Origin of the sequence: Arthrobacter oryzae, from assembly GCF_037911235.1 — a bacterium.
Lineage (GTDB): Bacteria > Actinomycetota > Actinomycetes > Actinomycetales > Micrococcaceae > Arthrobacter > Arthrobacter oryzae_E.
The window spans coordinates 1-17,537 of record NZ_JBBLYW010000025.1 but is presented as its reverse complement, the minus strand read 5'-3'; the positions used below and the strand labels follow the sequence as shown (position 1 = coordinate 17,537).

General features: G+C 66.4%; 14 protein-coding genes and 1 pseudogene. 10 read left to right on the top strand and 5 right to left on the bottom strand.

What is annotated here, in order from left to right:
* The 3 genes and pseudogenes from WMN78_RS08230 to WMN78_RS08220 all read right to left on the bottom strand — a co-directional run.
* Positions 1-500 (bottom strand): annotated as a pseudogene (locus tag WMN78_RS08230) (DUF5719 family protein); the annotation flags it as partial.
* Complete coding sequence (locus tag WMN78_RS08225) at positions 493-3,837, bottom strand: glycosyltransferase (protein WP_425341135.1); 3,345 nt, start codon at positions 3,835-3,837, stop codon at positions 493-495. The pseudogene WMN78_RS08230 and the gene WMN78_RS08225, both read right to left, overlap by 8 nt.
* A gap of 29 nt (positions 3,838-3,866) precedes the next feature.
* Positions 3,867-4,412: a WhiB family transcriptional regulator gene (locus WMN78_RS08220; protein ID WP_340533223.1), complete on the bottom strand. Its 546-nt coding sequence runs from the start codon at positions 4,410-4,412 to the stop codon at positions 3,867-3,869.
* Positions 4,413-4,829: 417 nt separating this feature from the next.
* On the opposite strand from WMN78_RS08220, the gene WMN78_RS08215 reads away from it, so the two are divergent.
* Positions 4,830-5,534 carry a TIGR03089 family protein gene (locus tag WMN78_RS08215; RefSeq protein WP_340533222.1) on the top strand — a complete coding sequence of 235 codons (705 nt, stop codon included), beginning with the start codon at positions 4,830-4,832 and terminating at the stop codon, positions 5,532-5,534.
* A gap of 47 nt (positions 5,535-5,581) precedes the next feature.
* Here WMN78_RS08215 and WMN78_RS08210 read toward each other — a convergent pair whose 3' ends face one another.
* Positions 5,582-6,181 (bottom strand): GtrA family protein, encoded by a 600-nt coding sequence (locus WMN78_RS08210; protein WP_340533221.1) that lies wholly within the window; start codon positions 6,179-6,181, stop codon positions 5,582-5,584.
* A 182-nt stretch (positions 6,182-6,363) separates the two neighbouring features.
* Between WMN78_RS08210 and WMN78_RS08205 the strand changes: the two genes are divergently transcribed.
* The 6 genes from WMN78_RS08205 (at position 6,364) to WMN78_RS08180 (ending at position 13,255) form a co-directional block, all read left to right on the top strand.
* Entirely contained in the window at positions 6,364-7,560 is a 1,197-nt protein-coding gene (locus WMN78_RS08205; protein WP_425341134.1) for a 5-(carboxyamino)imidazole ribonucleotide synthase, read from the top strand.
* On the top strand, positions 7,557-8,150 hold the full coding sequence (gene purE / locus WMN78_RS08200; protein WP_340533220.1) for a 5-(carboxyamino)imidazole ribonucleotide mutase: 594 nt from the start codon (positions 7,557-7,559) through the stop codon (positions 8,148-8,150). The genes WMN78_RS08205 and purE overlap by 4 nt, the downstream gene beginning before the upstream one ends.
* Positions 8,151-8,160: 10 nt before the next feature.
* On the top strand, positions 8,161-9,804 hold the full coding sequence (locus tag WMN78_RS08195) for an LCP family protein (protein ID WP_340533219.1): 1,644 nt from the start codon (positions 8,161-8,163) through the stop codon (positions 9,802-9,804).
* A 96-nt stretch (positions 9,805-9,900) separates the two neighbouring features.
* Positions 9,901-11,151, top strand: coding sequence for a mannose-6-phosphate isomerase, class I (gene manA, locus WMN78_RS08190; RefSeq protein ID WP_340533217.1), 1,251 nt, complete (start codon positions 9,901-9,903; stop codon positions 11,149-11,151).
* Between the two features lie 5 nt (positions 11,152-11,156).
* Positions 11,157-12,104 carry a lipid II:glycine glycyltransferase FemX gene (locus WMN78_RS08185; protein WP_340533215.1) on the top strand — a complete coding sequence of 316 codons (948 nt, stop codon included), beginning with the start codon at positions 11,157-11,159 and terminating at the stop codon, positions 12,102-12,104.
* A 452-nt stretch (positions 12,105-12,556) separates the two neighbouring features.
* A complete protein-coding gene (locus WMN78_RS08180; protein WP_340533213.1) occupies positions 12,557-13,255 on the top strand; it encodes a hypothetical protein in 699 nt (232 codons plus the stop codon).
* Positions 13,256-13,321: 66 nt separating this feature from the next.
* On the opposite strand, the gene glpX is transcribed toward WMN78_RS08180, so the two are convergent.
* Complete coding sequence (gene glpX, locus WMN78_RS08175; protein ID WP_175417425.1) at positions 13,322-14,344, bottom strand: class II fructose-bisphosphatase; 1,023 nt, start codon at positions 14,342-14,344, stop codon at positions 13,322-13,324.
* 194 nt (positions 14,345-14,538) lie between these two features.
* Between glpX and WMN78_RS08170 the strand changes: the two genes are divergently transcribed.
* The 3 genes from WMN78_RS08170 to WMN78_RS08160 all read left to right on the top strand — a co-directional run bounded on the left by WMN78_RS08170 (position 14,539) and on the right by WMN78_RS08160 (position 17,378).
* On the top strand, positions 14,539-15,246 hold the full coding sequence (locus WMN78_RS08170; protein ID WP_340533210.1) for a DUF4245 domain-containing protein: 708 nt from the start codon (positions 14,539-14,541) through the stop codon (positions 15,244-15,246).
* A gap of 9 nt (positions 15,247-15,255) precedes the next feature.
* Positions 15,256-15,870 carry a carbonic anhydrase gene (locus tag WMN78_RS08165; RefSeq protein WP_305940179.1) on the top strand — a complete coding sequence of 205 codons (615 nt, stop codon included), beginning with the start codon at positions 15,256-15,258 and terminating at the stop codon, positions 15,868-15,870.
* A gap of 86 nt (positions 15,871-15,956) precedes the next feature.
* Positions 15,957-17,378, top strand: a complete 1,422-nt coding sequence (locus tag WMN78_RS08160; RefSeq protein WP_340533208.1) for a class II fumarate hydratase — start codon at positions 15,957-15,959, stop codon at positions 17,376-17,378.
* Positions 17,379-17,537: the final 159 nt, after the last annotated feature.

The following is a 17,537-nucleotide window of genomic DNA, read 5'->3' as shown; positions in this document are numbered from 1 at the left end:
GGATCCTTGGCGATTTCCGCGATCGGATTGCCGTTGATTTCGGCGAGCCGGCTTCCGGGCAGCACGCCTGCATTGGTGCTCAGAACGGCCGCATTGACCAGGGTCCTGGCGGTGGCCGATTCCGGGCTGAATTGCGGGTCCGTGCCTACGGGGGTTCCCTCCAACAGGCGGGCGGGGCCGGGGCAGATCCCTACGTTGCTGCCGGCGGGGACTGCCGCCGGCGGTGCTTCAAACGGGCGGCCGCCGGCATTCCGGGGCCCCATCGACGCTGCCGCAACCAGGCTCCCGGCGGCGGCCACGATCACCACCGCGGAAGCGAGTCCGGCGACCGTTCCACGGACAGAACCCCCGCGTGCAGCCAATCCGCGTGCGGCGAGTGCCCCCAGGCGCCCGGCTGCGGGAGCGGACCCGGGAGCTGCAGGAGCAGGCCCGGGCCCCGCAGAAGTGACGTCGTCCTGGTTGCCCTGCGGCACGCCGTCGTCGTTCCCGTCCTTATGCATGCTGATGTTCCTTACGCAGGGAGCCTTCGTCCCGGGACAGGCCGGTGTTCGGCCGGCGGGCGGGCATGGGGATGGCCAGCAGGACGGTCAGGCCAATGACAGTTGCCTGCGCGACGGCGGTCCATACTGCCCACGGGCTTTCGTAGCGGATGGTGAGCTGGCCCCCTTGGGCCGGGAGGGTGAACGCCTGGGACCAGCCGGACGTGGTGGACTTCAGCCGCCTGCCATCCATCCATGCGGACCATCCGGGATCGGACCGCTCAGCAAGAACCACAAGGCGACCTTCCGGCCCCTCCGGAACAGCGGCATCAACAGTTTCCAGTCCCGAGGGCAAGAGGCCGATTGCGGCGCCGGTGCCGTCCACGATGCGCACGCGGTGGGCAACGTCGGCGGCGTCTATGACAGGCTGGTTGAGCGGGCTGATCCGCCAGAGCCATCCGACGTTGGTTTGCCCCACTGCCACCAGCCCGGGCACGGCATCCATCCGACTCGCCGTCAGCTGCGCAGCGGTGTCCGAGGCCCGCAGGACCACGAATCCCGCCCCCAGGCGTTCCAGGTCCGGACGCGGGTCAACGCCCTGGCCTGCCACCACCGTGGCGACGACGCTGCGAAGGGCTGCCGTGGCGGCGTCGTCATCCCTGACGGTCTCCTCGCCGGGCTCCCCCATGATGTTGCGGGCGGCGGCGATGGTGGACAGGCCGTCCAGGGTAGTCCCGGCTCCCCGCACGATGGACGCGTCAAAACTGCCGTCCTCCACCGTGTCGATGACCAGTGTCCGTGTCTGCTCAGGACCTTGGCCGCGGTCGATGGCCGTTGCCGGCAAGGTGCGGGCGGCTGTGGGCACAATCTGCCGCGGGGTTCCCAGAGGGAACGTTGCCCCCGCTGCGGGCGCAGCCCCGGATGCCGACTGCAAGAGGTTCCGGGCGGCCCAGGCGGTCATTCCGGCCACAGGTCCGGCGAGGAGCAGCACGATGGCCAGGACGGACAGGGACTGGAGGGCCATCCGGCGGGCAGCCGGGGCGGCTGCCGTCTTCTCGGCGAAGCAGAGCAGGCCGTCGGCCCCGATCAGGGCGGCCCCCAGCAGCAGAAATCCGGACGCTGACACTGCCGGTCCCGTGAAGGGCGTAACGAGGGCGTCGGCGCTGGCAGCGGTGGCGACGTGGCCGGCGAGCCAGCCCCCCGCAAGGATGATCAGGGCCGCTACCCATAAGGCGCGTGCCACGCGGGTGCGCTTGCCCGGGACAAAGAGCGCCGCCGTTGCGAGGGCCAGGACCGGAAACCCGATCAGGAGGGCCAGGAGCAGCGCCCAGGGGACGGCCGAGCCGTCGAAGACCGGAAGGCCGGCCAAACCGCCGTCGGCGTCAAAATACAGCGGCTGTCCCAGGATCTGCTGCCACAACGGGGCGCCTTCAAATCCGAGCGGAACGCCGGGATCGGCCAGCAGGGCCCGCGGGCGTTCCAGCACGGAGATTCCGAACGGAACGAAAAGTGCGGCACTCGGCAGCAGCGCCCACCACACAGTGCGGCCGCGCCTGCCCAGCAGGACCCCGGTGAGGACAACCACGACGGCGGATGGAAGCAGCAGCGACGGCGCCGCTGCCGCCACAACAGCCAGGGCCAGGCCGGCAGCCGCTGCGGCCGTCCACGAAGGAGTGCCGTTAACGCCCGGCTTTGCGGGCGGCTTTTCCAGGAAGCGCGGGTCTCCCGGTTCGGGGACAGCGAAGCGGCCCTGGCCGCGGGCAGTACCTGTGGCGCGCAGCAGCGCGAGGACCAGCAGCGGCACCATGATGTGCGCGACAAGTGCGCCCAAGCGCCCTTGGTTCAGCGCAACTTGCAGGGCGGGTGCCCCGCCCCATACGAGTGCTGCCACGAGGCGGAACCGGCGGCGCGTGGTCAGCCCGCCGGCTGCGAACCAGGCAAGCAAGCCGGCGAGCGGCATGGCCAGGAGCAGCAGCCAGGCGAGGGCGCCGTTTGCGTCCCCTCCGCCGACAAGGCCAAGGATCCACAGCAGGAAGGCGAAGGGGTCGCCGTGGCCGGGTAGTCCGGCGCCGAGCCCGATCCACCAGCTGGTCGCGTGATGCCAGATGTCCGCCAATTTGGACGACACCGGGATCAGGGCACCGCCGGTAACAGCTTCGGCGCGGAAAAAGCCGGAAAGCCCGATCAGCGAGGCTGCTGTTGTCAGGATCACGGCAAGCAGGGCACCGTTGCCCACCCAGCCGCGTTCCGACGTGCTGAGCGCCGCGAAGTCGTCCGTGGAGTCACCGCTGGGTTGTTCGGCCAGCGGGTCGGTCCTTGCCGCGTCGGAGTCCGAATCATCGGAGCCCAGGGCTTCGATGAGGGAACGCCGGTGTGCCCAGACCTCGCGCCGCGGGGTCTGGAGTCCTTTGATGACCGAGCGGCGGATCCGCCGCGTCCGTGCTGCATCGCGGCGTCCGCGGATCACGGCCCCGGGGCGGCCCAACGCCACGAACGTCGCCATGAGCTGGGAGAATCCGTAGCCGGGGTCCTTGACGGCGATGCTCAGCACGAGCTTGAAGAGGCTCCCCAGCAACGCCCCTGCGGCATGCAGCGGCAGTTTCCACGCCACGGAGTGCTTGAGGCGCAGGTAAACCTGGGCCTTGCGTGCCGCGCCGGCGCTTCCCAGCGCGTGCGGACGATGCGAGACGTGGAACATCCGTGCGGTGGGCACCACGACGACGCGGTGTCCGGCCAGGCGGTTGCGCCAGCAGAAGTCGACATCGTCCCCGGTGCCGGGCAGGGCGTGGTCAAAGCCGCCCAGTTCTTCCCAGACGTCTCGCCGCACCAGCATGCCGGCGGAGTTGACCGCGAAAGTATCGCTGCGGCCGTCGTACTGCCCCTGGTCGAGTTCGTCTGCCTCGATGAGGGTCAGCCGTTCGGCCCAGCGGCTAGTGGAAAGTCCGACGTCGATCAGCCGGCGCCTGGCGTCCCAGTCCAGCTGCTTGCAGCCTGCCACCGTCACGGACGGTGCCCGCTCCACGGCATGGAGGAGTTCGGCAAGGGCTTCCGGCGCAGGAGCGGCATCGTCGTGAAGTAGCCAGATCCACTCGGTGCCCGCTCCCTGCACGTCAGGACTCCGCAGGTCGGCATTCCGGGGGGCAAGGGCGGCCAGGCCGGCCTTGACCGCATCCCCCAGCCCGCTCCTCCCCTGCTGGAAGGTGGTGACATTGGCCTCGCCGAAAGCCTGCTGAAGCAGGGGCAGGGAATTGTCTCGTGAACCGGTGTCTACGCCGATGAAGGCGTCCACCGGACGGGTCTGGTCCGACAAAGCCGCCAGGGTCCTGGGAAGATAGTCACCGCCGTTGTGGGAGACCACAACGGCGGTGACATGTACTACCTGAAGAATTAGACTGCTCGCTTCCTCAGCCGACGGCGCTCGCGCTCGGAGAGGCCTCCCCAAATACCGAAGCGTTCGTCGTTCGACAGTGCGTATTCAAGGCACTGGGAGCGGACGTTGCAGGCGCCGCAGACTTTTTTGGCGTCGCGGGTAGAGCCGCCCTTTTCGGGAAAGAATGCCTCGGGATCGGTCTGGGCGCATAATGCGTCCGTCTGCCATCCGAGTTCACCTTCGTCATCGAAGTCCTGCTCGAACGGGAGCCCGATCCAGACCGGTTGCGCGGTGGTTTCCGAGTGGAGTGTCTGCAGTTCCATCGGAGGATCGTCGAGATCGTTGTCCTGGTCGGGGTTGCCCGCCAGGAGTGCTTCATGTGCTGCCAAAAAGGCCGTGGCCTGGTCCTGCAGTGAATCGTTAGTGCTTTGGTTGTACCGTTCGGCTGCATCCGGATCGGCCGGATCCACATACCAATCACTTGGCACGCCCCGCGAACGGTACTTTGCCGACGCCTGACCGGCGACGACGGCATCTTCCTGGATACGCTCAACTTGCCCCATTTGTGGCGTCCCTCCTGATGTTGCTGCCCCTGACGTAGTACCTGGACACTCGGTTGTGTGCCCCGTATTTGCGCAATGGCGTTCGATAACTAATTACACGTGTGTAAGTCGTTGGGAGTCAAGCGGCAGCCGGGATAATAATCAACTTCGCGCGCAAACCGCCGCCACGCCACGCCCGTGATTTTTCGGCTCCCGCCGCGCCATCCCGCCAAATTTGACAGCATACTGACTAGTTTCTGGGAATTTCCCGGGAATCCTGCACCGCCGGTGCCGCGAAGGCGCTTTACGCAATCAAAGTGACCAAAGATGCGAGTGACGAATATCACAGGTTGCGGGGCGCGAGCGGATCACGGCGCTTCAGTCCGGACCCGTGTGCACCATCTCCCGGCCCGGCAGGCACCGTGGCAAGATGTTGGCATGAGCATCCCGGCGATCGACTTGATGACTGCACTGCGTTCCGGCCACTCCACCTCACCGCGACTGACTTGGTACGGACCGGACGCCGAGAGGGTGGAGCTCTCCGGCCGTGTCCTGGACAACTGGGTGGCAAAAACGAGCAACCTGCTGCAGGACGAGCTCGATGCCGAACCCGGGATGCGGCTGCGGCTGGACCTGCCGGCGCACTGGAAGTCCATGATCCTGGCCCTTGCCGCCTGGCAGCTCGGAATGGAAGTTGTCCTTGACTCCGCGGACGCCGAACTCCTCGCCACACTGGCACCGGAGGCGGGAACCGAGGGCGCCGGGTTCGACGCCGTCATAGCCGTGCCGCTTCCGGCCCTCGCCATGCGCTGGCCCGGTGAGCTGCCGCCCGGCGTCGTTGATTTTGCCGCCGAAGTGCGGTCGCATGGCGACGTCTTCATGGCACATGAGGATCCGGATGCGTCCCGGCGGGCGATCGTGTCTTCCGCTGGCACCCCGCACCTGCACTCAGACTTGCTCGACGGATTCGCCGCCACGCATGACACCGGAGTGCGGCTGCTGGTCCGGGCCGGCGACGGCCTCGAGGCAGCCCTTGTCCAGTCCCTGGGGGCCTGGCGCAACGATGGTTCAGTCGTGCTGGTCCACCCTGACGTCACGGTGACAGACAAGCTCCTCGGCGACGAGCGCGTGCAGGGAGACTGACTTTCCGGCCGGCGCGGACCTGGCTCCGGCGGGTCTGGCCTGCGGGCCTAGCTGCTGTGGCTCGGACCGGGGAGATCCGGATCCTGGACCCTTGCAGTCGGTGCATTCCCGGGAACTTCGCCGCCGGGAACGTGGACCGCGTGCTTGTCGTGGTGGTGGTGCAGTTCGATGATTTCGTGGTCGTGCGAGAATGCCGGCTCTTCGTCGAGTTCCTTATTGAAGACCAGGAACCGGTAGGCGAAGAAGCGCACCACTGTGGCGACGAGGATGCCGGCCACGCCGGCCAGGAACAGCATGTTCTTGTCCGTGATGCCGAAGGAGTACTTGGCCAGGGCAGTGAATCCCGTGGAGATGCCGATGCCGATGCCGTTGATCAGGACGAACATGAAGAACTCGCGGATCACGTTGTCCTGGCGGCGGTGGCGGAAGGTCCAGAACCGGTTGGCGATCCAGGAGAAGATGGTTGCGACCGTGGCGCCCACGAACCTCGCCTTCGCCTCGCTGTCCGTCATGGGACCGTGCATCAGGTAGTAGGTCAGGCCGTTATCGATAACGAAGGCGACACCGCCGACGGCGCCGAACTTGGCCACCTCGCGCCAGAAAAGCGAGGCGAGTCCGCGCAAACGTTCTGCAAGTGTGTAAAACATGACCCTCCATGGCCGTCTGAAATTTCAGGCCACAGGGCCAAGTACCCATTTTAGCCCGTCAGCAGGAAGCAGTCCCGACGGGTCCGCGGCGCAGACACCGGCGCTCCTCGAAATGACGCAAATTCCGGGCCGAAACGGTGGTGAATCCCGGAACTCCCCTGCTCTTCTGTAGGCTGGCTCTTGTGACTTTTCCAGTAATAGGCGTAGTTGGCGGCGGCCAGCTTGCCCGCATGATGGCCCCCGCCGCAACGGCCCTGGGCTTTGAACTCCGCGTCCTGGTCGAGGGTGAAGACGTTTCGGCGGTCTCCGCTGTACCGACATCGCCGGTGGGCGACTACAAGGACCTCGACGCCCTCCTCGAGTTTGCACAGGGCCTGGACGTCATGACGTTCGATCATGAACACGTCCCCAACGACCACCTGCGGGCCCTGCAGGAGGCCGGCGTCAACGTGCAGCCCGGCCCGGACGCGCTGGTCCACGCGCAGGACAAACTGGTGATGCGCGCTGCAATTGACAGGCTGGAGTTGCCGAACCCGGCCTGGGCTTCCGTCGCCGACGTCGAAGCCCTGGTTGCGTTCGGCGAAAAGACCGGCTGGCCGGTGGTGCTGAAGACGCCACGCGGCGGCTACGACGGCAAAGGCGTCCGCATCGTCGGCTCCGCCGAGGAAGCCGCCGGCACCGCTGACTGGTTCGAGGCCATGACTCCCCTGCTGGCGGAGGCCAAAGTGGAGTTCAGCCGTGAACTGTCCGCGCTCGTGGCCAGGACTCCCGACGGCGAATCCCGGGCCTGGCCGGTTGTGCACACCATCCAGGTGGACGGAGTCTGCGACGAAGTGATCGCCCCCGCCCAGGACATACCCCTTGAGGTGGCAGCGGCAGCCGAAGACGCAGCCATCCGCATCGCCAACGAACTGGGAGTCACCGGCGTCATGGCCGTGGAGCTGTTCGAAACTCCCGGCGTCGGGTCCGGCTTCCTGATCAACGAGCTCGCCATGCGGCCGCACAATACCGGCCACTGGACACAGGACGGATCAGTAACGAGCCAGTTCGAGCAGCACCTGCGCGCCGTATTGAACCTCCCGCTTGGCGCCACCGATGTGCTGGGGCCGATTGTTGTGATGAAGAATTTCCTCGGCGGCGACAACCAGGAACTGTTCTCGGCGTATCCGCTGGCCATGGCCAGCGAGCCGGCCGCGAAAATCCACTGCTATGGAAAGGCCGTCCGGCCCGGCAGGAAGATCGGCCACGTAAACCTCGTGGGGGCAGCAGCTTCCGATGTCGATTCCGTCCGGCAGCGCGCCACCACCGTAGCCAACATCATCAGGGACGGCCGTGCTCCGGTCCGGCCAGCACCAGGGAACTCCGAGGGAACCGTATGAGCACGCCTGCAGCGTCAACCCGCCCGGCCGAAACGGACGCCGTCGGGCCGATCGTGGGCCTAGTCATGGGCTCCGACTCAGACTGGCCGGTCATGGAGGCTGCGGCGGAGGCCTTGGCCGAATTCGGCATCCCGTTCGAAGCCGACGTGGTCTCGGCCCACCGGATGCCCACCGAAATGATCCGCTACGGCCAGACGGCGCATGAGCGCGGACTGCGCGTCATCATTGCGGGCGCCGGCGGCGCGGCACACCTGCCCGGCATGCTGGCGTCGGTGACGCCGCTGCCGGTCATCGGTGTCCCCGTCCCGCTCAAGACGCTCGACGGCATGGACTCGCTGCTGTCCATCGTCCAGATGCCCGCCGGTGTTCCGGTGGCCACGGTGTCGATCGCAGGGGCGCGGAACGCCGGCCTGCTCGCCGTCCGGATGCTGGCATCCGGAACCGACGACCTCGCCGTCCGCCTGCGCGGGGACCTGATTGAGTTCGCGCAGGAACTCAACGACGTCGCCACCCGCAAGGGCGCGAGCCTGCGGCACAAGGTCAGCGAAGTGTTCTCCGACGGCAACGTCGTTCTCCGGGGCAGCCGTTAGGAATCAGCAGATGACCACCAGCCACTACCGCCCCGAGGCGCCGCAGCAGACCCTGACGGACCCCGTCCGCAACCCCGCGAATGCTCCGGCGCCCGTCCGGACGAAGCGCGCGTTCGTCCTCCTGCTGCTGACACTGCTCGTCCCGGGCAGCGCCCAGATCGTGGCCGGTGACCGCAAGCTGGGAAGGATTGCCCTCCGGGTGACGCTTGCCGTCTGGGGACTGCTCATCGTGGCCCTGGTGCTGCTGCTGGCCAACCGCACGCTCCTGATCGGGATCGTCACGAATCCCGTGGCCTCCCTCCTCATCATCGTCATCCTTATTGCCCTGGCCCTGGGCTGGGCCGCGCTGTTCGTCAACACCCTCCGGCTCATCCGGCCGGTCCTGCTGGCTCCCGGAATGAGGCCTATCGTCGGCGTCGCACTGGTCGTGGCAATGGTGCTCAGCAGCGGCACGCTGGGGTATGCGGCGTACTTGCTGAATGTAAGCCGGAACGCGATCGGCAGCATCTTCTCCGCCGGCCCGGCGATCGATCCCGTGGACGGCCGCTACAACTTCCTGATGATGGGCGGCGACGCCGGCGACGACCGCACGGGGCGCCGCCCGGACAGCCTGTCCGTCCTCAGCGTCGACGCCAAGACCGGCCAGACCGCCATCATTTCGGTCCCTCGCAACCTGCAGAATGCCCAGTTCAGCGAAGACTCCCCCATGCGGCAGGTCTACCCGGATGGCTACGACTGCGGCAATGAATGCCTGATCAACGCGATCAACACCGAAGTAACCAACGAACACACGGACCTCTACCCCGGCGTGGCCGATCCCGGCGCCCAGGCGACTCTCGAGGCCGTGTCCGGTTCGCTGGGCATCACGGTGCAGGCCTACGTCCTGGTTGACATGGAGGGCTTCGCAAAGCTCATTGATGCCATGGGCGGCATCAAAATCAAAGCCGGCGGCTGGGTGCCCCTGAGCGGCGACATGGTGGACGAGGCCAACGGCATCCACGGAATGCCCACAGGCTGGATCCCGGCGGGCGATCAGCACCTGGACGGCTACCACGCCCTTTGGTACGGGCGCTCCCGCGAGTTCGTAGACGACTACGCCCGCATCCAGCGCCAGCAGTGCGTCCAGCAGGCGATGCTGAAGCAGCTGGATCCGGCAACTCTGCTCTCCAAGTTCGAGGACATCGCCAACGCCGGCACCAAGGTTGTGGACTCCAACATCTCGGCGAGCCAGCTCGGCAGCTTTGTGGATCTGGCCATGAAGGCCAAGGGCACGGAAGTCCGCCGGCTGACCATCGGACCGCCGGACTTCGACGCCTCCTTCTCCACGGTTCCGGACTTCGACCAGATCCACAGCAAGGTTGATCAACTGCTTGCCGCGCAGTCCGGCGGTTCGGCGGGTGCAGCCGGGGATCCCGCCGCGGAGGACGCCATCGTGCAGGCCGGACCGGCCGCGGGCCCGCTGATGGCTGCCGCACCGGCGGCGCCCCTGACGCAGCCGTCGCCGTCGCCGTCGTCCTCAGACTTCACTCCCGTGACCACCACCCCCGACGGCGAGCCCATCACGGAAGAGATGCTCAACCAGTTCAAGCGTGAGGGCAATGAGCAGGCGATCCGCGACCTGGTGGCCACCAACGGCCAATGCCGTCCGCTCTAGGCGCCAGACCCCACCACCTTGCGCCGCACCGGCGTCGGCGCTCATCGATTAATCTGCGGCAGCTGCACGGCTGCCATGAGGTAAAGGACACCAGGCTTGTACGAAATCGAGAATGTCCTCCGGCCCTACGCTTGGGGCTCCACCACGGCCATTGCCGGGCTGCTGGGCAGGCAGGCCTCCGGCGGGCCGGAGGCTGAGCTGTGGGTCGGCGCGCACCCGGACTCGCCTTCGGTAGCGACAGCGGCCGACGGCGGACCCGTGCCTTTGGATGCACTGATCAGCTCCGATCCCGGCCACCATCTGGGCAATGCCAGCGTGGCTGAGTTCGGCCCGCGCCTTCCGTTCCTGCTCAAGGTCCTGGCGGCGGAGAGTCCCCTGTCCCTTCAGGTACACCCGACGCTGGACCAGGCAAGGGCGGGGTTTGCCCGCGAGGAGGCCGCCGGCGTCGACCGTTCCGCGGCGGAGCGGAACTACAAGGATGACAACCACAAGCCGGAGATGATCTTCGCGCTGACGCCCTTCGAGGCACTCTGCGGCTTCCGCCCGGCAGCGTCGACGCGCGCGCTCTTTGAACACCTGACGGCGTCCATGCAGGCGATGTCACTTGACGTTCCGCACGTGTTCCGCGACGTCGTGGAAGACCTGGCCGCGCCGGTGGAGCACGATGCCCTCAAAGCCGCCTTCACCAGGCTCATCGGCGGGGGCCACGCAGTCTCGCACGCGGTGCGTGAACTCGTGGCAGCCCTGAAGGCCGGGCTGCCGATGGCCCCCTACCAGACCGAACTGTCCACGGTGGTCAGCCTGCACGGCCACTACCCCGGCGACCCCGGGGTGCTCATCTCGCTGCTGCTGAACAGGATCTCGCTGGCGCCCGGCGAGGCCGTCTACCTGCCGGCAGGCAATGTCCACGCGTACCTGCACGGTCTCGGCATCGAGGTCATGGCGTCGTCGGACAACGTGCTCCGCGGCGGGCTGACACCCAAATTCGTGGACGTGCCCGAGCTGCTGGCCACTGTCGAGTTCGAGTCGGTGGGAGTTCCGATGCTGGCGGCGGAGACGTCTGAGCTGGGCCAGGAACTCTACCGGCCGCCGTTCCGCGAATTCCAGCTGCAGCGGATCGAGCTGGAACCCGATGGGACGCCCGTTCCGCTGGCGCAGTCCGGCGCGGCAGTGATTATCGTCGTCTCCGGCTCCGTGTTGCTGGACTCCCCCAAGGGCGACCTCCACCTGGACCGCGGCGCGAGCGCCTTCCTCCCGGCCGCAGAGGCTCCGGTGAACGTGCACCCGGCTGCCGGCTCCGCAGGGACCGCCGTCGCCTTTGCCGTGACCACCGCAGTGGAGGCCTGATCCGGGTGGAATATTTCCTGCAGACGCCCCAGTGGGCCGAATTCCAGCGTTCCCTCGGGCGCACGGTGCACGAGCAGTCGGGTCCCGGCTGGAGCTTCCTTGCCGTGGAGGAGAAGAACCCGGCGGGCAAGGTCCTGTACGCCCCGTACGGTCCGGTAGCTGATTCCCTCGAATCGTTCGACGCCGCCCTGGCGGCTCTCGTGGCGCTGGCCCGTAAGTCCGGGGCAGCCTTTGTCCGGATCGAGCCGGTCACCGCAGGATTCGAAGCCGCTGACTCCCAGACCGTTCTGCGGAGCCGCGGCCTGCGGCCGGCTCCGGTCAACCAGCAGCCGGAACTGAGCTGGATCGTGGACCTGGACCGGGACTTCAAGGAGGTCCTGGCCGACATGAAGCCCGTGAACCGGAACCTCTACCGGAACATCCACAAGAAGGACGTGACGTTCCGGGCGTCACAGGATCCCGAAGGCATCCGCGTGCTTCTGAACTTCCTGCACATGACGGCCAGACGGAGCGGATTCAAGCCGCAGAGCGATGAGTACCTCACCCAGGTGGCCCGTTCCCTCATGCCCGCCGGCGCGGCCACGCTGTTCATCGCCGAACGCCACGGCGGCCCGATTGCCGCGGCCCTGGCCTACGACTCCGCCGACACGCGCACGTACGCGCACGCGGCCCTGGACGACTCGCACCGCAAGCTCAGTGCCGGCATACCGTTGCTGGTGACGCTCATGGCGGACGCCAAGGAGAAGGGCCTGAAGCACGTGGATCTCTGGGGCGTGGCCCCGGAGGACGACCCGAACCACAAGTGGGCCGGGTTTACGGCATTCAAGAAGTCCTTCGGCGGCCGCGAAATCGCCTACCCCGGGACGTGGGACCTGCCGGTGAAGAAGGCCCGGTACGGCGCGTACCAGCTCGCCCGGAAGGCCCGCGAAAAGCTCCGCGCCCTCCGCAGCTGACACCGTCCCCCCTTGGTCCACCTAGAGCGCGAACGGACACTTGCGGCCCCTCGCCCGAGCGCAAGCCAAGCGCGAACGGACACTTGCGGCCCCTGCCAGCAGCGGGCCGTTTGGGGCCACAAGTGTCCGCTCGCGCAGCGCCCGGGAACCCGACCTGTGGATAACGTCTTCGGGCGCCATTGGCCGGTGCAGACTGAAGCATGCCCGGAACCCGCCTGCCCCAGGAACTGCTTGCCGGTTCCTTCACTGACCTTGCTGCCAGAGACCTTGGTGTCACCCGAAAGCGGCAGAGGCAACCCGACGTCGTCATACCGTCACGTGGCATCCGCGTCCCTCTTGACGGAGCGAGCGGTCCCGCTGCAAGCCTTCGGGCCTATACGGAACTGGACAGCACTTCAGTCCTGACCCATCATTCCGGCGGCCGTATCTGGGAGTGCGGATTACCGCCCTGGATGCAGGAGGACTGGCGCATCCATGTGGCCAGGCAACGGAACGGCAGCAAACCGCGGCGGCGCAACGTCGTCGGTCACCGCCTAACGTTCAAGGTCGGCGAAGTTGTGATGCACGACGGCGTCCGGGTCACGTCGCCGGCGAGGACGTGGCTTGACCTTGCCTCGCTGATGAACGTTGATGAGCTCATCGCGGCCGGCGATTCGCTGGTCTGTGCCCATGGCTCTGACTTTCCCAGACCGAAGGAGGGCCTCTGCACCCTGGCCGAACTGCGCCGAATGGTCGGTGCCCATCCGGGAATGCGCGGGATGAAGACCGCAAGGCTGGCGCTCTCTGAAATTCGTGTGGGCGCCGACTCCCCTCAGGAGACCCGGATGCGCCTGATTCTCTCCCGATCCGGCCCCGGCGAACCTCTGCTCAATTACGTCATCAGGAATACCTGGGGACAGCCGGCCGTGTGGCCTGATGCGGCCTACCCCGAGGAACGGATCGCTTTGCAGTACGACGGCGGTCATCACGCCGACCCGCTCCAAGTCAGCAACGATCTTCGCCGCCAATTCCTGACAGAGCGGCTGGGCTGGCGTGAAGTCAGGGTCTACAAGGAGGATCTTGAGGGAGACAAACCGTTCGTGCTGGAGAAGGTTAGAGCGGCCATGACGCGCGGCAATAAACGGCAAACAAAAGCGCGAACGTACACTTGAGGCCCCGGTGTCGGGGGCCTCAAGTGTACGTTCGCGCTGAATGAAGCGGGGGGTGAAGCGGAGGGACTAGCTCTTGCGGGCGTAGCCTTCCCACTTGCTTGCCTGGTGCTCGCCGTCCACAAAGCGGATGGTGCCGGACTTGGAACGCATCACGATGGACTGGGTCAGGACCTTGTCCTTGGAGTAGCGCACGCCCTTGAGCAGGTCGCCGTCCGTGATGCCCGTGGCCGCAAAGTAGCAGTTGTCACTGGAGACGAGGTCGTTGGTGGACAGCACCCGCTCGAGGTCGTGCCCGGCGTCGATGGCCTTCTGCTTCTCGTCATCGCTGGTGGGCCAGAGACGGCCCTGGATGACGCCGCCGAGGGACTTGATGGCGCAGGCTGCCACGATGCCTTCGGGCGTTCCGCCGATACCCATGAGCGCGTCAACGCCGGTACCGGAGCGCGCCGCGGCGATGGCGCCTGCGACGTCGCCGTCCATGATGAACTTGGTGCGGGCACCGGCTTCGCGGATTTCCTCCACGAGCGGACGGTGGCGGTCCCGGTCCAGGATCATGACGTTCAGCTGGTTGACCTTCACGCCCTTCGCCTTGGCGATTAAGTGCAGGTTCTGCTTGACGGGGAGGCGCAGGTCAACCATGTCGGCAGCTTCCGGACCAGTGACGAGCTTCTCCATGTAGAACACGGCGGAGGGGTCGAACATGGAGCCGCGCTCGGCGACAGCGAGGACAGCAAGGGCGTTGTTGATGCCCAGGGCGGTCAGGCGGGTTCCGTCAATGGGGTCGACGGCGACATCGCACTCGGGGCCGGTGCCGTCACCTACGTGCTCGCCATTGAAAAGCATGGGAGCTTCGTCCTTCTCGCCCTCACCGATGACCACAACACCGTTGAAGTGGACGGTCTGGAGGAAGGAACGCATGGCGTCGACGGCTGCGCCGTCAGCCTTGTTCTTGTCGCCAAAGCCAACCCAGTGGCCGCCGGCAATGGCCGCGGCTTCGGTGACGCGGACAAGTTCCAGGGCAAGGTTGCGGTCCGGTTCGTCAATGCCTACGGCAAGCGACGGCGAAATCGTGGAATACTGCTGGGTCATAGGCGCTGGTGACACGTGAACCTCTTCTTCGAGTGGCGATCATTGAACCCGTACGGCCGGTATCAGTCCGTCACGGTGATTCCTCTGCTACTGATCATAGTCGCGGCAGCATCAGAAGGTCATGGGATGACCGATGCGTGAAACGTGGCGGTTCCTCACCAGCGGACCGGCCGGAATGTGAGAACGGCCTCCACATGGGCGACTATAGAAGCGTGAGCGAAACGCAGGACAAGTCCACTCCCGAAACCCACCCGGCCAGCACGGGTACCCCCGCGGCCGCAGCAGGCACTCCAGACGCACCCGTGGTTAAGCCTGTTATCCGCGCCGCTGCGGCGAAAAGGGCCAATGCCTCGGTCATCGGAATGATCATCGCGCTGTTGGTGAGCGTCGCCGCGTTCCTCCCCATCGTCTTGATGAACCCGTCGCCGAAGACCGACGGATACCGGCCGAACGTCGACGTCAGCGCCGTGGCCCAAAACGCCGCCGATGTGGCGGGATTCACACCAGTGGCACCCGCGACCGGCGACACATTCAGTCCGAATTACGCGCGCTGGGAGTCCGGGACCGGCAGCGGGGTGGCCACGTGGGAGGTTGGATACCTCACGCCGAAGGAATCATTCATCGGCCTCGTCCAAACCGCCCAAGCGAATCCGACGTGGTTGGTCCAGCAAACCAAGGGCGCCCCGGTCACCGGGAGCCGCACCGCCGGCGGCCTGGACTGGGAGCTCCGGGACACCGGCAAGGGTGAGAAAAGCATGGTCCTCAACCACAAGGGCACCACCGTTGTCTTGACCGGCACGGCCCAACTCGACGAGTTCGCCATCCTTGCAGACGCCGTCGTGAAGTCCCTGGAAAGTAACCCTGCCGCCACAGTTTCACCCTCGGCCACTCCTTCGCCGTAAAGTGGCCCCGTGGCTACTTACCTGACTCCCGCTCTGGCTTGGCGGCGACTGCGCGAAGGAAACGAACGCTTTGTCGCCGGAGAATCCTCCCATCCCAACCAGGACGCCTCGCGCCGGTCCTCGCTGGTGGAGAACCAGCACCCTTTCGCGGTGATCTTCGGCTGCTCGGATTCCCGGCTCGCCGCAGAAATCATCTTTGACCTCGGCCTGGGTGACGCTTTCGTTGTCCGCACCGCCGGCCAGGTCATCGACGACGCAGTTCTGGGCTCCCTGGAGTACAGCATCGGCGTTCTGGGCGTGCCGCTCATCGTGATCCTTGGCCACGACAGCTGCGGCGCGGTCAGCGCCACGAAGGACGCCGTGGAGACCGGGCAGATGCCCACAGGGTTCATCCGTGACCTCGTAGAGCGGATCACACCGTCGGTCCTGACCTCCCTGCGCAACAACGAGACCGAAGTCAACGACATGGTGGTGGAGCACGTGAAGCAGACCTCACAGCGGCTCGTGGACAGCTCCCGTGTGATTTCAGACGCAATTGAAACCGGACGCGCTGCGGTAATCGGCCTCTCGTACAGCCTCAAAGAGGGCCGCGCCGACCTCGTTTCGGGAATTGGCGAACTCTAGATCCCCGTTCTCCGCACGCCCGGCCGGGCCTGACTCAAGCGCTTCACGGTTTCAGCCAAGGCCGCCAATCGCCCTAAGCTAGCCCCATGACTTCCACTGAAGAATTCCGCATTGAACATGACACGATGGGCGAAGTCCGCGTCCCCGTGAACGCCCTGTACCGTGCACAGACGCAGCGTGCAGTTGAAAACTTCCCCATTTCCGGCAAAACCCTGGAACGCGCGCACATCGAGGCCCTAGCCCGGGTCAAGAAGGCTGCCGCCCAGGCCAACGCAGAACTTGGAGTGCTCGACGGCGAGCTGGCCAAGGCGATCGCGGACGCCGCCGATGAGGTTGCTGCCGGGAAGTACGACGGCGACTTCCCCATCGACGTCTTCCAGACCGGCTCCGGCACGTCCTCCAACATGAACACCAACGAGGTCATCGCGGAGCTTGCCTCCCGGGCCCTCAAGGCCGCGGGCAGCGACAAGGTTGTCCACCCGAACGACCACGTCAACGCCTCGCAGTCCTCCAACGACGTCTTCCCCACCTCGGTCCACGTGGCGGCCACATCGGCGCTGATCAACGACCTCATCCCGGCCCTGGGCTACCTCGCCGACTCACTGGACCGCAAGGCCGTCGAGTTCAAGGACGTCGTCAAGTCCGGCCGCACGCACCTCATGGATGCCACCCCGGTGACCCTGGGCCAGGAGTTCGGCGGCTACGCCGCACAGGTCCGGTACGGCATCGAACGCATCAACGCCTCGCTCCCCCGCGTGGCCGAGGTTCCGCTCGGCGGCACGGCCGTGGGCACGGGCATCAACACCCCGGCCGGCTTCCCGGAGCGCGTCATTGAGCTGCTCGCCACCGACACCGGCCTGCCGCTGACCGAGGCACGCGACCACTTCGAGGCCCAGGCCAACCGCGACGGCCTCATCGAAGCCTCCAGCCAGCTGCGCAACATCGCGATCTCCTTCATGAAGATCAACAACGACCTCCGCTGGATGGGCTCGGGCCCCAACACCGGCCTCGGCGAAATCGCCATCCCGGACCTCCAGCCGGGTTCCTCGATCATGCCGGGCAAGGTCAACCCCGTCATCTGCGAGGCGTCCATCATGGTCTGCGCGCAGGTCATCGGCAACGACACCGCCATTGCCTGGTCCGGTACCAACGGCGCCTTCGAACTGAACGTCGGCATCCCTGTCATGGCCGCCAACCTGCTCGAATCCGTGCGCCTGCTGGCCAACACCAGCCGCGTCATGGCTGACAAGATGATCGACGGCATCACCGCCAACGTGGAGCGCGCCCGCTTCCTCGCCGAGGCCTCACCGTCCATCGTCACGCCGCTGAACAAGTACATCGGCTACGAAAACGCCGCGAAGATCGCCAAGAAAGCCGTCGCCGAAGGGCTCACCATCCGCGAGACCGTCGTCGCCATGGGCTTCCTGGAGCGCGGTGAGCTGACAGAGGAGCAGCTGGACACCGCCCTGGACGTCATGTCCATGACGCGCCCCCCGCACAAGGCATAAGTCCCCACTAACGCGCGACGGCGGCCGCCCACCTTCCCAGCGAAGGCGGGCGGCCGCTGGCGTTAAGGCGAGATACGACGAACGCCGGGGCCGCAAGTGTCTGTGAGGGTTGTGGTGGCTGGTCTGGGACTGGCTGGCAGAGTGGTATTGGCCGTTTAG

Coding starts and splice junctions, on each gene's coding strand:
- purE (WP_340533220.1), top strand. CDS start 7,557: ATGAGCACGCCTGCAGCGTCAACCCGCCCGGCCGAAACGGACGCCGTC.
- glpX (WP_175417425.1), bottom strand. CDS start 14,344: ATGACCCAGCAGTATTCCACGATTTCGCCGTCGCTTGCCGTAGGCATT.
- WMN78_RS08180 (WP_340533213.1), top strand. CDS start 12,557: ATGCAGGAGGACTGGCGCATCCATGTGGCCAGGCAACGGAACGGCAGC.
- WMN78_RS08210 (WP_340533221.1), bottom strand. CDS start 6,181: ATGTTTTACACACTTGCAGAACGTTTGCGCGGACTCGCCTCGCTTTTC.
- WMN78_RS08170 (WP_340533210.1), top strand. CDS start 14,539: ATGGGCGACTATAGAAGCGTGAGCGAAACGCAGGACAAGTCCACTCCC.
- WMN78_RS08195 (WP_340533219.1), top strand. CDS start 8,161: ATGACCACCAGCCACTACCGCCCCGAGGCGCCGCAGCAGACCCTGACG.
- WMN78_RS08215 (WP_340533222.1), top strand. CDS start 4,830: ATGAGCATCCCGGCGATCGACTTGATGACTGCACTGCGTTCCGGCCAC.
- WMN78_RS08160 (WP_340533208.1), top strand. CDS start 15,957: ATGACTTCCACTGAAGAATTCCGCATTGAACATGACACGATGGGCGAA.
- WMN78_RS08220 (WP_340533223.1), bottom strand. CDS start 4,412: ATGGGGCAAGTTGAGCGTATCCAGGAAGATGCCGTCGTCGCCGGTCAG.